This is a genomic window from Mesorhizobium sp. M6A.T.Ce.TU.002.03.1.1 (assembly GCF_003997275.1).
Taxonomy (GTDB): domain Bacteria; phylum Pseudomonadota; class Alphaproteobacteria; order Rhizobiales; family Rhizobiaceae; genus Mesorhizobium; species Mesorhizobium mediterraneum.
Genome location: NZ_RZTI01000153.1, coordinates 1 through 13,092, shown reverse-complemented (window position 1 = coordinate 13,092; position 13,092 = coordinate 1). Strand labels below are relative to the sequence as shown.

The window sequence follows — 13,092 nt, the reverse complement described above, 5'->3', positions numbered from 1 at the left end:
TCATATCTTTTTGTCGGCTCGTAGGGGCTGGTCCTGTGCAGCAATGCGTCGATGGTTTACTTCGCTTTGGATTCGCTCCGTGTGGCAGTCGACACGACGCTGGCCTGTTCGCTGCTGCTTCAGGCCGGCTACTTCGGCAGCGTGCTCTCTTTCGCGGACGTCGATGATGTTCGCTCCGCAGAGGGCCGGCGAATCCAATCTCTTCCTAAGCCCGTTGGCCGTAATCGAAAGACACGAGGCCGGCGAGTTCGTGCTCAGCTGCCACTGTGCTAGCAAGGGAACGGAATCCAATCCCGGAGCAGATGGCCAGAGTTGAGCGAAGACTGCGGTCGGAGCTCCTGCGCTTCCGGGTCTCCAAGGGGACGACTTTGCGAACCGAAGGGACTTTGAAGCGTTGACGTGGCCGGCGTGCGGTAGGTTGGGCCAGCGACAGGGATCCCAGCCGGCCGGGAAGCACCGCCCTCTCAATGTGCGTTGACTTCGCTTCCTTTGGCGAAATGTGGGTAACGGCGAGGGCCGCACTCTTCCCGGGCGTCGACATTCCCGCCCTTTTGGTGCGTGCGCCGTTAGGCGCGACAATTCGGTGCCCGCGTGTAACTGCGCGCATTCGCCGAAGCTTAGACGTGGTGCATTCCCGCTCGCCCGTTTGGCGGACAGTTCCGGCCGTGCTGGTTTTGCCGGCCTAACGCCCGCCGCTCGTCACTGCCACACCCCTCTCCGGCAACGGCTCGGCGCATCGCGCAAGCCGGTTTAGCGATCAGGCCAAGCCCTTCGCGAGTTCCAACGCCTGCCGTTCGAAGAGGCGGCGGTAAATGCCACCATCGAGATTGATCAGCGCGGCATGATCGCCGTCCTCCATGATGCGGCCACGGTCGAAGACGAGCAGCCGATCGAGCGAGCGGACCGTCGACAGCCGGTGTGCGATGACGAGTGTGGTTCGGCCCACCATCAACCGATCCACCGCTTGTTGAATGAGCACCTCGGATTCCGAATCGAGGCTCGATGTGGCCTCGTCCAGAATAAGGATCGGCGCGTTCGCGAGGAAGGCGCGCGCGATCGCCACGCGCTGGCGCTCGCCGCCGGAGAGCTTCAAACCCCTTTCGCCGACCAATGTCCCATAGCCCTTCGGCAGGGGCGCAATGAATTCGTGGGCACTTGCCAGCCGTGCCGCTTGCTCGATCTCGGCCTGGCTCGCGCCAGGCCGGCCATAGGCGATGTTCTCGGCAAGCGACCTGTGAAACAGGATCGGCTCCTGCTGCACGATCGCGATCTGCGAACGAAGGGACTCTTGGGTCACCTCGGAGATGTCCTGACCGTCTATCAGGATCCGGCCGCCGCTCAGGTCGTAGAGTCTCTGGATCAGCTTCACGAATGTTGTCTTGCCGGAACCGGAGGGTCCAACCAACCCAACCCTTTCGCCAGCTTCAATCGACAGCGAACATTTGCTATAGAGCGGCAGGGGATGGTTGGCGTAGCGGAAGTGGACGTTCTCGAAATCGATACGGCCCTTCGTGATCCGGATCGGCTTGGCCTCTGGACGATCGGCAACATCCACGTGCTGATTGTGGATGGCCACCAGTTCTTCCATCTCATTAACCGAGTGCTGCACGTTGCGGACATGCATGCCGGCATCACGCAGATAGCCCTGCAGGACGATGAAGCACGTGAGAACATATGCTATCTCGCCCGGCGTTGCCTGTCCATGCGACCACAGAAGCAGGGCATATCCGACCACCGCCACCCTGAGCGCAACCAAAGTTACGCCTTGGGTTGAGCCGATGATCGTTCCGCGCACCCAACTCCGGCGCGCGCGGTGCCGCCATTTCGTCATGATATTTGCAAGCCGCTCGTCTTCGCGAACCTCTGCGCCGAAGCCCTTGACCACAGCGTTGCAACTGACCGCGTCCGCAAGCGCGCCGCTGAGCCTTGTGTCCCATCGGTTGGCAAGGCTCGCCGCTGGCGCGACATAGCCGAGCGACAGCGAAATCGAAAACGCAAGGTAGACGAGAGAGCCGCAAGCAAAGATCACGCCCATGACCGGCCAGTGCCAGCCGAGCAGCACCGTCGAGCCGATCAAGATGACAAACGACGGGAGCAGCGTGACGAGTATCGTGCTGTTGAGGAGGTCGAGCGCCCACATGCCGCGCGTTATCTTGCGCACTGTCGAGCCGGCGAAGCTGTTTGCATGCCAGTCTGTCGAAAAGCGCTGCACATGATGGAACGCTTCGGTCGCGACGTCGGAAATCATTTTCAACACCAGGTCGCTCAGGCCAATGAAGGCGACGTGGCGCATGGCAATGCCACCGAGTGCCAATGCAATCGGTACAGAGAATGCTGCAACAGCTGAATCCGAAGCTGGTGCTGCCGCATTAGCAGCACGAGAAACAGCGTCGATGAGTCGGCCAGAATAGAGCGGCATCAACACGTCAGCCAGCGTGGAGGCGAGCATCGCGGTCATTATGATCGCGAGCCGGGCCGGCTGCCTGTTCCAGAGGCGAACAGTGAAGGCGAAAACGTCGCGACAAGTGGCGCCGCGCCCATGGACGGGGAAACGTTTCATAGTTTCCAAGCGGGCGCATCAACACGCTCCGTCCCAAAGACGTTAAAAGACAAAACTGGAATCTCGACCTCCCCCATAACAGCATCAATTTTGGCGGGCAGCTCCTGCCGCCTCACGATGGTGAGGTTCAAAAGTCGTGCCAACTGAGCGGGAACAGCCGAAGGACAAATTCAGCAGGTTACCGAGCCTGGAGAAAGTCAGCCGCCATCCAGTCGAATACGATTGCTACGGCTGCTCAACTCGGGAGATTGGAAAAGAAGGTCGATGTATCGATTGAATTTTGAGCTTGTTCTTGCCTCGATCAAATAAGTACAGTTGCAATGCAGCTTTCTCAGGCCCGGCACTTAGGTGCTGATTTCAAAAGCGCGCCGCGAATACGTTCCTGCCCATATTCCGTCAATCGAATGCTCGACTGTCGGATTGTGCGCTCCCCGACACAGTGCTGTCGGTTCGCCTCCTGGGTACCTCCCCCGTCGATTGACGACCTGAAGGAGAAGCTTCGCTCGCAAGCTGGCACAACTCTTGAGGGTACTCCAGGTGGCGGAAGGAACTCCGGCTCGAGTCCCGTTGACTTCGGATGTTGCGAGGCTGGGTTGGAGCAAAACTGTGCACCAATGAGAACGCAATGAAGGAGACATCATGGAACTCCGGCGGATTGCGGTGGAGTTAGACCTATTCCTCAAGATGACTGATGATGTCGCTCAATCCGAACAGTTGTTCGAACTGTTGTCTGCGTTTGCGCTGAATTTCGATTGCCCGTGGATTGCCTATGGGTCGCTCGCATCAGAACAGAGGGTTTTCAAGCCGAACCGAGAGGGTTCTGTGGTGATGTGGAATTATCCTGCTGAATGGCAGGAGCGCTACTCGAGAATGGGCTATGCCAAAATAGACCCACTCATCAAGAAAGGTCGAAAGGAGGCGGGACCCTTTCGATGGAGCGAGGTGTATACCGATGAAAGCATAACTGAAGATGGACGCCGCGTCTTGGACGAAGCAGCAACATTCGGCTTGAGGTCAGGCGTTACCGTCCCATTACATGGCCCTGGTGACAGCTTTAGGTTTGTGAGTTTTGCTCAATCCTCGGACTGCGAATTGCAGAATAGAGCGATCACCTACCTGCAAATGGCCGCGCTGCGGTTTCATCGGATGGTTACGAAGTTCGACACTACGACTGCGTCGGAACGAACTCATAACCTCTCTCCGAGAGAAATAGAGTGCATTGATTTGGTGTCACAAGGAAAATCATCTTGGGAAATAGGAACTATTTTAGGCAGATCACGAAATACGATAGATTTCCATTTAAAAAATGTAATGCGGAAGTTGGATGCGACCAGCAGAACGGTAGCTGTTGTAAAAGCTTTGAAACTTGGGATTATCGAACCGCCGTAGGTGCGCAGCTAGTTCTCCGCCCGTAGTAGCGCGCGTGATAGCCGAGACGCTCCGGCGTGCGCTCGCTCTTCGAAGCACCCAGCGCCTCGTCCATCTCGGCCTCGAGCACCTCCTGCATCACGGCGCGAATCACCTCGTGCAATCCATCCGGGTTCGAAAGCAAAATGTCGTTGACGCTGCTATGGCGGATTTATCTTCAGGCTTGGTCCTGGTGGCGATGCTGAGTTCGCTTCGCTGAGATTGGGCGGTCATGACAGGGTGGTGTTCAATGTCACCGATTCCTGGAAGAAATTACCATCCGTATTAAGCGACTGACGATGAGTGATGTGTGTCCAAAATCTGACAGCCGTCAGAAAACATGTCGGGTTCAATACAGCGGAGCGTCTTAGCCCTGTCGGGCTTTTCGAAGCCTATCTCGCAGTAACTGCGCGCCAGGCGCACTAGCTCGGCCTTTGCTGGTCGATGTGCGGCAATATAGTGTGAGGGCTGACCCGCATGAGAACACGGAACTCGCTCGATGAAGGATGATCGACGGCATCCAGAAAGCTTCTCTCCGGCGGGTTCGAGGGTGCTGCGCGCGCATCTCGGCGACGGGCCAGCGACCAACGGTTGAGGCTACATCTCCGGAGCGAGTGATGCCTCGAAAGATGCAATGCTGTCTCTGGTCCGACGCGCTGGAAGTTTGTGAAGGTCGGCCCGGCAAATCGGTGAACCGGGCGGCTTAGGCTGCCAAAAAGGGTAGATGTCTGCGTTGCCTCGGTAGATCAGCAGGCGGTATCAGAAAGCCAAAGGCACACGCACACCATCGTGGCGCTTCGCAGGAAGTAGATGGGAGTAATCACCAGTGATTTTACCGGAACTTCGCTCAGCAAACACAGCCGGCAGGGTTTTGGAGATAACGACGACCACGGGATGCGTCGTAGGATGTTCATATTGTCCCCAGGACAAGTTCGCGGTCCGGCAAAGAAAAGTGTCTCATGCGAGTCATCTGGATCTTGAAGATTTCAAGCGGTGTCTGGCCCGCGTACCGACTTCCGTCGACATTGGTTTTGCGGGATACTCCGAACCTTGGCTCAATCCGGACTGTACCGAAATGGTGGAGCACGCCTTCGCCAAAGGCCATGGCATCAGGATTTTTACGACGCTGGTGGGAATGAACGGGCAGGACCTGCAGCGATTGCAAGCCTTGCGCTTGGGCGTATTCGTGGTCCATGTTTTCGATGACGGCACCTACATGAACAGCCGCCTGGTCGGAGACAAGTATCGCGATCTGGTTCGTCAACTCGTCGACGCGGACATCCCCTTGATCCGATTCGTGGCCTTGGGCGAGCCCCACCCAGATATAGCCGACATTATTCCTACCGAAGCCCTGATAAAAGCGCGGCCGGTGAGCAGTAGGGGTGGAAGCGTCGACCCTAAGATCGTTGCACCACGTCAGCCAGTGGTCGGAGCCCTAACCTGCGTGGACGCACGACAGTATCGGAACGTTCTTCTTCCAAACGGCGACGTTACCCTGTGCTCTATGGATTTTGAACGGCGTCACGTATTGGGCAATCTTCTATATGAGGGTTACTCCGCTCTGTTTGAAAAGCCAGTTTTTCGCGAAATCGTCGACCGCATGAATGGAGCAGATGGTTTTCTGCTTTGCAGGATGTGTGAATTCGCCGACCCAAACGACCGGACCTGAGTGCATGCCGGCCGAGAGGGCGTGCCTGGCAGTGCGGATGGCCCCACGACAGATGCACCTGCCCGCGACGCCATCGTGTTTTCACGTTACGCCAGTATGTTCCTGTAGGCGCGGCAGTGGGCCTCGAGCATTTCGGAGACGAGCTCATCGAAAGGTCTTCGCCTTCCAACCGAGCTTGTCGGCCTGCCTAGCTTGAGGTAACGCCGATCACAGGTCAACCATCGGTCGGATGGAAACAGTGTTAGTCGATCCCGATCAGAGCTTGATTGCTTACTCACGGCTCACCTCGTCAACGCCTTCACCCTCCCGGACGATCTCCTTTTCGACTCGCCTGAAGGCAGCAGCCCAGCTGCGGCCGGGGATGGTTGCCGTCGCGGTAGTGGACGTTCTCGAAACCGATGCGGCCCTTCGCCAGCGCGTCTCCCGGTTGCTTCCGCCTGGCCTACGAACGGGCTTTCCGTCAAGGGGGTCCACGGCGGCCCCGCCCTCTTGATCCGGCGGCTCGGGCCAGTCATCGCGCAAGAGATCGGAATCCGCATTCTTCTCAAAGAGAGCGTGGCTTTCGCTGTGTCATCGGTCATCAAATAGTTTCTTGAATCAGGTTGGTGTCCGCAGCCCGAGGTTGAACGGCGAATATTGATGACCGCCGCGAAGCCGCTCGCTCGCTACGGCGCTATTGAGGAGCGCGCTCGCGAGCGGCTTCGCTACCGCCGAGCGACACAACCTCTGGCGACGCGACCCTGCTGATCTCCTTGGACATTTGTCCGGAGGCGCTATGGGCAGCGATGGGTGGTACGTCAACTACCTGATGCCATAGTAGCGATGCTTTCGCGGAAGCTTTAGAAGCCATCCTGTTGCAGCACATTCGAAAGCATCCGAATGGAGGGCAACGCAACCCAACAATATTTGATGAGGATGCCGGCATCACCAGACTAACCAAGGCTGCCTCCGGCATTCTGCTCTCAATGTTAGATGACGAACATCTACCGCGAGCAACCAGCCATTAATCGCTCTCTTCTTTGAACGACCCAAGTGCAGAGGACTCAATATGAACACCGACCCTTTCACGGCCCATGAGTCCAACGTTCGTCGCTACGGTCGGTCGTTTCCCGCCGTCTTTGCGAGGGCACTTGGGGCCACCATCTGGGACGAGACCGGTAACGCATACATCGACTTCCTCGTTGGGTCCGGGGCGCTCAATTACGGGCACAACAATCCGGATATCATGGCGCCGGCGATTGAATATCTCGTCGGTGAGAACATTCTTCTGTCGCTTGATATGCATACGGCGGCAAAGCGTGACTTCATTGAAGGGTTCGTCGATTGGATCCTGAAACCCAGAGGCCTTTCATACAAGATTCAGTTTCCTGGGCCGACCGGCACGAACGCCAACGAAGCGGCTCTGGCGCTGGCGCGAAAATACACCGGCCGCTCGAGCGTCATGGCCTTTACGAATGCGTTCCACGGCATGTCGCTCGGCTCTCTAGCGGTGTCGGGCTCGGCCTCAACCAGGGAACTGGGAGGCGTCGCTCGCCACGATGTGATCCGTGTTCCCTATGACGGCTATCCGAGCCAAGCTTTCGATTCCGCCAGTTACATCGACAGCGTTTTGAGCGACCCGGGGAGCGGCATAGAAAAGCCTGCCGCAATTATACTGGAGACCATCCAGGCGGAAGGCGGCATGAACGCCGCGTCTGCAGCTTGGCTCATGGAAATTCAGCGCATTTGCCGTACTCACGGCATTGTTTTTATCGTCGACGATATTCAGGCGGGTGCGGGCCGAACTGGCGATTTCTTCTCATTCGAGTCCGCGAAAATCGAACCGGATATTGTGTGTCTTTCCAAGTCACTAAGCGGTTCAGGTAGTCCGCTGTCCATCGTTCTGATTCGACCCGACTTGGACGTATGGAAGCCCGGAGAACATAGCGGGACCTTCAGAGGCAACAATTTCGCCTTCGTGACGGCAGGAGCCATGTGCAAGATGTGGTCGGATAGGAAATTTACTGCAGGTGTCGAGCGGACAGCCGTCAGGCTGCAAACGCACCTCGATCGCCTGGTTGCGAAATTTCCGAGGTACATCGAACAGAAGCGCGGCCGCGGTCTGATGGCCGGCCTGAAATGCCGTTCACCGGCAGTTGTCGGCCGCGTGCACGATGTCGCATTCGAAAATGGCCTTCTTATCGAATCCTCGGGGCCAAATCGCGACGTTATCAAAGTCCTCCCGCCGATAACCATCACCGATGCCGAACTCGATCGTGGCATCACCATCCTTGAACACGCACTACAGGAGCAAGACAATGCCTAGTCAGATATCTCAAGTGCCAGCCATCTTGCCGGTTTTGATCAAAGAACGGACCGGGTCGATCAACACGGCGGAGATCATCTCGGTCCTGAAAGGTGAGCTCACCGCTCTGCACATCAAGCAAGCTTTCAGCACCGAAGTAGCCGAGGAGATCACTACGAACTTTATTGGAAGCTCCGGTCTCAGAGAGCGTAAAGATGGTGTGCCCGGACAATATGTCGGCGCATCTCACTACAGAAAGGATGCAGCCACCTATTTCGCAGACGCCGAAAACGCGCGGCCGTACGTCGATGCCCTTTTTAAGAATTTGGTTGACCCGGTTCGAGCAGTATTCGGGGCGTTGAAGCGAGAGCTTCACAACCAGGGAATCGAATTGCGGCTAGCCCGTTCCGAACACGGCCAGGCCAATGTTTGTCGCGGCCTCAGTTGGTCGGGCACAGGCACCTTTTCCTTGGATCCCCACGACGACGTCGCTCAAGTCTTACGTGCTGGCGATGATTACGAGCTTTCTGCGGTGGCGCACAATACGGTCGCAGCGCTCAACCTCTATCCCAGCATGCCTGAGCAAGGCGGCAATCTGAAGCTCTGGAGCCACAAGCCGACGGTTGCGGACCGGATATCGCAAGGTGTGGAGACCACTGGATATCCCTATTCGGCAGCCTATCTGGAGGCCGTCCCTTGCCGCGAGTTCGAGCTCAAAACTGGGGATATCGCCCTAATCGATGGCGGCTTCGTTCACGGGGTTACCGGTCAATCAGGCGACGGAAAGCGTCGCCTGGTGCTGAATTGCTTTTTCGGATTTGCCCGGCCTGACCTTGTTCTCTGGTGGACCTGACGGTCCATGCCGCAGCAGCTTGTTAAAAGGCCAATTAAGCTGAGGTATTGGGCCGAGCTGCGTCGAAGATCTGTCGGAACAGCGATGCCACGGACTCGTGCTAAAGGCTGATTGAATCGATCTCGGGGACCGGGCGCTGTGTTCCGATTGCCCGGACGGTGGCCGAGTGCTGGAGCGTCTTGAGCGCCACGATTCCGGTTCTGATCGGCAATCCTGGCGTTCGCGGTTGGCCGGCAAACCTCGCCGGCCAACCAGCTTATCGAGATCCGAGCCGGGGCTATTCTCGACCGCAAATCGCTGACGATTCTATGTTCAATACGAAACGAGGTCTCAGGTCATCAGCTAAGAAGCTAAGACCGTTACCTCGACCGCCCCGCAGCACGCGTCGGAGTCAATAGCCAATGGCAAGAAGGGCGCTCGTCCTGGTCGAAGCCACAAGGAATACGCTTCGATACGTCCAATCGGCCCAGCGTCTTGGACTTCATCCCATTATGCTGTCGGCTGATCCGGGTCAGTACGACTACATCGCGGCGAAGGGGATTGAGGCAATCCGTGTCGATACAGACAATCTCGATGCGCTTATCCGCGAATGTTCTCTGCTGCGAACGACCTATGACATTGCTGGCATTACGTCCTCCGCAGAGTCCTTCTATGCGACAGCTGGCAAGCTCTCCCGTCATTTCGGTCTTGCGGGACCGAACCCGGCATCGATTGAACGATGCTGCGACAAATTCATTCAACGTCAACTCCTTGCTGAGGCCGGCGTCCCAGGACCTGCTTACCGCGTGGCAGTGAATGCGACGGAGGTTGAACGCTTTGCCGCTGAGATCGGCCTGCCGGTGATTCTTAAGCCAGCCTTCGGCATGGGCAGCAGCGGTGTCCGATTGTGCCGCAACGTCGATGAGTTGGCCGAATATACGACTGATCTTTTGGGCGGGAAGCACGTATGGCTGTCTTCCTCAAAGCAACGTACATGGCAGGCTTCACCGAGGATCCTGGTCGAAGAATTCGCACAAGGCCCACAGTATAACCTTGAAGCAATGGGAAATGAGGTCATTGGCATTGCCGTCGCTGACTACGGACAACCTCATTTCGTCTGTCGTGGTCACATCTATCCGGCCCCGCTGACTGATGAAGAGTGTGCGCGTATCGCCGATATCTCGTTGAGCTGTTTGCGAGTTCTCGGCCTTGGTTGGGGGCCAGCGAACATTGAACTCCGGTGGACGAAGCGTGGCCCAGTCGTCATTGAAGTCAATCCGCGTCTCGCAGGTTCGCCCGTTCCTGAGATGGTCCAGCTGGCTTATGGTGTCGACCTCATCACCGAGCACATCAAGCTAGTTATAGGCAAGAAATGCGATTTGCGTCGAAGGCATTCGCACACTGTGGCCGCGCGGTACCTATTTGCCGATCGCGATGGCACTCTCGATCGGATCGATGGCCACAATCGGGCAGCTGCTTTATCAGGCGTCGCCGAGGTCAAATCCTTTGCTAAAACTAAGACGTTGATCATCAGGAGAGGCGATGCGGGAGACCGCATCGGACATGTCATCGCCGCTTCGCCTAGTCATGCTCGAGCCGAGGCGATACTTCAGCAAGCCGTCGACTTAATCAATTGGTCGATCACACCATTTCCCGACCCATGGTGAATACCAACAATCTGGGCTCTTGCTACTGATGAAGAGAAAGCGGCGACGGGGACCGCCTCGGCCGGCTCAATAAGCGGGTGATCGCTATATCCGTCTACTGCTGTCGTTGGCGCCCATGCCGTCCTCAGGTTCAGCCGCAGGGGCAACCAGCGCCAACCCGCTGGGCTGCCGAGCTTCTGGGAACAATGCCCACAATGTCCTCGCTGCTACTCTCGCGGGAAAGATGGCGAGGACTCTCTAGGTCGTCCGCCGTGGCCGGGCGATGGTATGCGGCGGTCATCGCATAATGTTGTCGATCGCGGGGCATGTCGGTCCGACATAGCCATGGGGCCAAGGGTCGACGGGACGGAGCAAATCCGTCTGGGGAATATCAGTACCATATGTCGAGTCTGCGACAGGGTGTTGTCCGGCCTGCTCCCTGCGTACCCTATCCAGTCCTTTGAAAACCCGACGAAAATCTTTGCAGCCAAGCTGGCACAATTTTTGAAGGTCCCTCGTCAGGTAGCGATAGTAGCTCCGACCGATGGAGTATTCAGGTCGGCGTCAGATTCGCACTGACAGCGCATTGCCATGCTGGCCGGGCGACGGCGGCGCATGGCTGCTGGGTGCACCGGTAATGATGCAAGGAAGGAGACACGATGGGACGCCCGCGGGATACGGTAGAGTTGGACCGATTTCTCGACCAGACTGATAGTATTGCTCAATCCGAACAGTTGTTCGACATGTTGTCTGCCTTTGCGTTTAATTTTGATTGCCCCTGGGTCGCCTACGGTCCTCTTGCACCCGACCAAAAAGGTTTTGAAGCCGGCCCGACCGGATCCGGCGGTCATGTTGAATTACCCTGATGAATGGAAGGAGCGCTACTCCAAAATGGGCTATGGTAGAATAGACCCGATCATTAAGAAAAGTCGAAAGGGGATCGGGGCCTTTCGATGGAGCGAGGTTTACAAGAATGCAAGCACTGAAAATGAACGGCGCGTTCTAGACGAAGCAGCAGCGTTCGGCTTAAAAGTCTGGAGTTACTGTTCCATTGCACGGCCCCGCCGGCAGCCTTACAATCATGAGCTTTGCTCAACCTTGGGCGCGGGAATTCCAAAACAGAACACTCACCTACTTGCAACTTGCTGCGTTCCATTCCGTCTGAAACTTGCAAAATTGCCCGATTCGAGCGCATTGAACCAAGTTAATAACCTCTCTCCTAGCGAAAAAGAGTGGGTTCTGTGGACCGCGAGAGGTAAGTCGTCCTGGGAAATAGGAACCATTCTGGCGGTATCAAGAAATACCGTAGATTTCCATTTAAAGAACGTGCTGCGGAAGTTGCACGCGCCCAGCAGAACGATCGCTGCCTTTAAATCAGTCGGCCTTGGAATTGTCGAAATAGAAAAGGTTCTGGTGCCCACCTGACGGATGGTTGGCGGAGTCTGGGTGAAAACTACCGGTGTTAAACTGGTTCAGAAAACAGCACGAGCTTTACGGACGTATCGGGATGCAGGGTAACGTGACGACGTTGGACGTTTCGAATTTCATCTGTGCAGCGCACAAACTGGCGCGCAAGTCCGGTCTCCACATCACCATGGGAGCCGACTTTGAGGAGTATGTCAGGATCACCGATAAGCTTTCTGGAAAATCACCCACTAATCCAAACTTTCGTCCGGACTGTTCTGATCTGCCGCCTGGAACGGCATTTTGGGTTATCGGGCGGGACCACAAAGACAGGGTAGCGCATGTCCAAGCAATGCGGCTGGACGATCTCACCAATACAACTCTTGATGAGCACCTTAGGACGCTGAGAGCCTGCTTCTCGGATCCTGATCTCAAAGCGGGCCCGGGTTCTTCGTGCAGCTGCTACGCACCGTCCGCTCGAGGCATTACCGGGCTTGTAGCATACCGCGGCGACCTTTGGCTGCGAGGGGACTTTCGGGGGCGGGGGCTCCTTGCCTGCCTGGCGCGGATCGCATTTGGACTGGCCTGGGCTAAATGGTCGCCGGATTTCATTTACGCGCTGGTTGGTGGCTGGAACGTCGAAAAAGGAGTCGCGGATCGCAACGGCTACCTGCATAAAGAACCACATGGAGCAGTCCTGCGCTTGCCCGAGCAGGGAATAGACGAAGACGACTGGCTCGTTTGGTTGACCCGAGAGGATATCCTGAAGATGCTTTCGAGCGCGCGATCGCGCGATAAGAACAGAGTTACGGCGGCATCGGTTCCAGTAAGAGACAGCTTCGCAGCAAGAGGAAACTGATCAGGTCGAACTTTAAGCACTGCGCCAGATCTGTGACAGATGATCTGCGCGAGGACGCGCACCAGACGCGGACTTTCTGCCTCGAATACGGCGTCCCTTTGCGCCAAGGTGACGGCAACGCTCGTTCGCCTCTATGACACGGTGCGTCTTTACGGCAATCTGGTCCAGTCGGCGTTCAAATTGCGGGAGAAGACCCGGTCGGTGCCCCTGTGATCAGCGCTATCACCGCCAGCGCGCCCGTCGGCGCGTTGTGACCTGCCACGGGTAATTTCCTCCATCTGAGATTAGAGTTGACCTTGCCCCTCTGATCTAATCCGGTTTGAAGTTCGTTCTGGCCCATCGAGAGGACCAGGACATGAAACGCAGCCGCTTCTCTGAAGAGATGGGGTATTCGGTTCAGCTCGCTGAACCGAATACCCCATCTCTTCAGA

The 13,092-nt window shown here is 56.8% G+C and carries 10 protein-coding genes and 2 pseudogenes; 9 read left to right on the top strand and 3 right to left on the bottom strand.

The features are described from left to right. Positions 1 to 51: 51 nt before the first annotated feature. Positions 52 to 104: pseudogene (locus tag EOC93_RS35615) on the top strand (hypothetical protein); the annotation flags it as partial. Positions 105 to 757: 653 nt separating this feature from the next. Here the strand turns inward: EOC93_RS35615 and EOC93_RS29180 are convergent. Beyond that, on the bottom strand, positions 758 to 2,560 hold the full coding sequence (locus tag EOC93_RS29180) for an ABC transporter ATP-binding protein (protein ID WP_127206336.1): 1,803 nt from the start codon (positions 2,558 to 2,560) through the stop codon (positions 758 to 760). Between the two features lie 639 nt (positions 2,561 to 3,199). Between EOC93_RS29180 and EOC93_RS29175 the strand changes: the two genes are divergently transcribed. After that, entirely contained in the window at positions 3,200 to 3,949 is a 750-nt protein-coding gene (locus tag EOC93_RS29175) for a LuxR family transcriptional regulator (protein ID WP_127206335.1), read from the top strand. A 16-nt stretch (positions 3,950 to 3,965) separates the two neighbouring features. On the opposite strand, the pseudogene EOC93_RS29170 reads toward EOC93_RS29175, so the two are convergent. Further along, positions 3,966 to 4,201, bottom strand: a pseudogene (locus EOC93_RS29170) (transposase); the annotation flags it as partial. A 718-nt stretch (positions 4,202 to 4,919) separates the two neighbouring features. Between EOC93_RS29170 and EOC93_RS29165 the strand changes: the two are divergent. From EOC93_RS29165 to EOC93_RS29140, 7 genes are all read left to right on the top strand, one after another. After that, positions 4,920 to 5,636: an SPASM domain-containing protein gene (locus tag EOC93_RS29165; protein ID WP_224571099.1), complete on the top strand. Its 717-nt coding sequence runs from the start codon at positions 4,920 to 4,922 to the stop codon at positions 5,634 to 5,636. Positions 5,637 to 6,684: 1,048 nt separating this feature from the next. Beyond that, positions 6,685 to 7,941: a diaminobutyrate--2-oxoglutarate transaminase gene (ectB, locus tag EOC93_RS29160; RefSeq protein WP_127206334.1), complete on the top strand. Its 1,257-nt coding sequence runs from the start codon at positions 6,685 to 6,687 to the stop codon at positions 7,939 to 7,941. Continuing rightward, positions 7,934 to 8,773, top strand: a complete 840-nt coding sequence (locus EOC93_RS29155) for a hypothetical protein (RefSeq protein ID WP_127206333.1) — start codon at positions 7,934 to 7,936, stop codon at positions 8,771 to 8,773. Before ectB ends, EOC93_RS29155 begins: the two co-directional genes overlap by 8 nt. Before the next feature lie 401 nt (positions 8,774 to 9,174). Next, positions 9,175 to 10,419 (top strand): acetyl-CoA carboxylase biotin carboxylase subunit family protein, encoded by a 1,245-nt coding sequence (locus EOC93_RS29150; RefSeq protein ID WP_127206332.1) that lies wholly within the window; start codon positions 9,175 to 9,177, stop codon positions 10,417 to 10,419. Between the two features lie 665 nt (positions 10,420 to 11,084). Beyond that, the gene (locus EOC93_RS35115) at positions 11,085 to 11,264 is read left to right on the top strand and encodes a hypothetical protein (RefSeq protein ID WP_245461579.1); all 180 of its coding nucleotides are present in this window, start codon (positions 11,085 to 11,087) and stop codon (positions 11,262 to 11,264) included. After that, positions 11,197 to 11,823 (top strand): autoinducer binding domain-containing protein, encoded by a 627-nt coding sequence (locus EOC93_RS29145; RefSeq protein ID WP_348627616.1) that lies wholly within the window; start codon positions 11,197 to 11,199, stop codon positions 11,821 to 11,823. The genes EOC93_RS35115 and EOC93_RS29145 overlap by 68 nt, the downstream gene beginning before the upstream one ends. 34 nt (positions 11,824 to 11,857) lie before the next feature. Then, positions 11,858 to 12,661, top strand: coding sequence for a hypothetical protein (locus tag EOC93_RS29140; protein WP_206532285.1), 804 nt, complete (start codon positions 11,858 to 11,860; stop codon positions 12,659 to 12,661). Between the two features lie 175 nt (positions 12,662 to 12,836). On the opposite strand, the gene EOC93_RS34505 is transcribed toward EOC93_RS29140, so the two are convergent. After that, positions 12,837 to 13,092 (bottom strand): hypothetical protein (locus tag EOC93_RS34505; protein ID WP_206532284.1); only part of this gene is annotated, 256 nt, incomplete at its 5' end.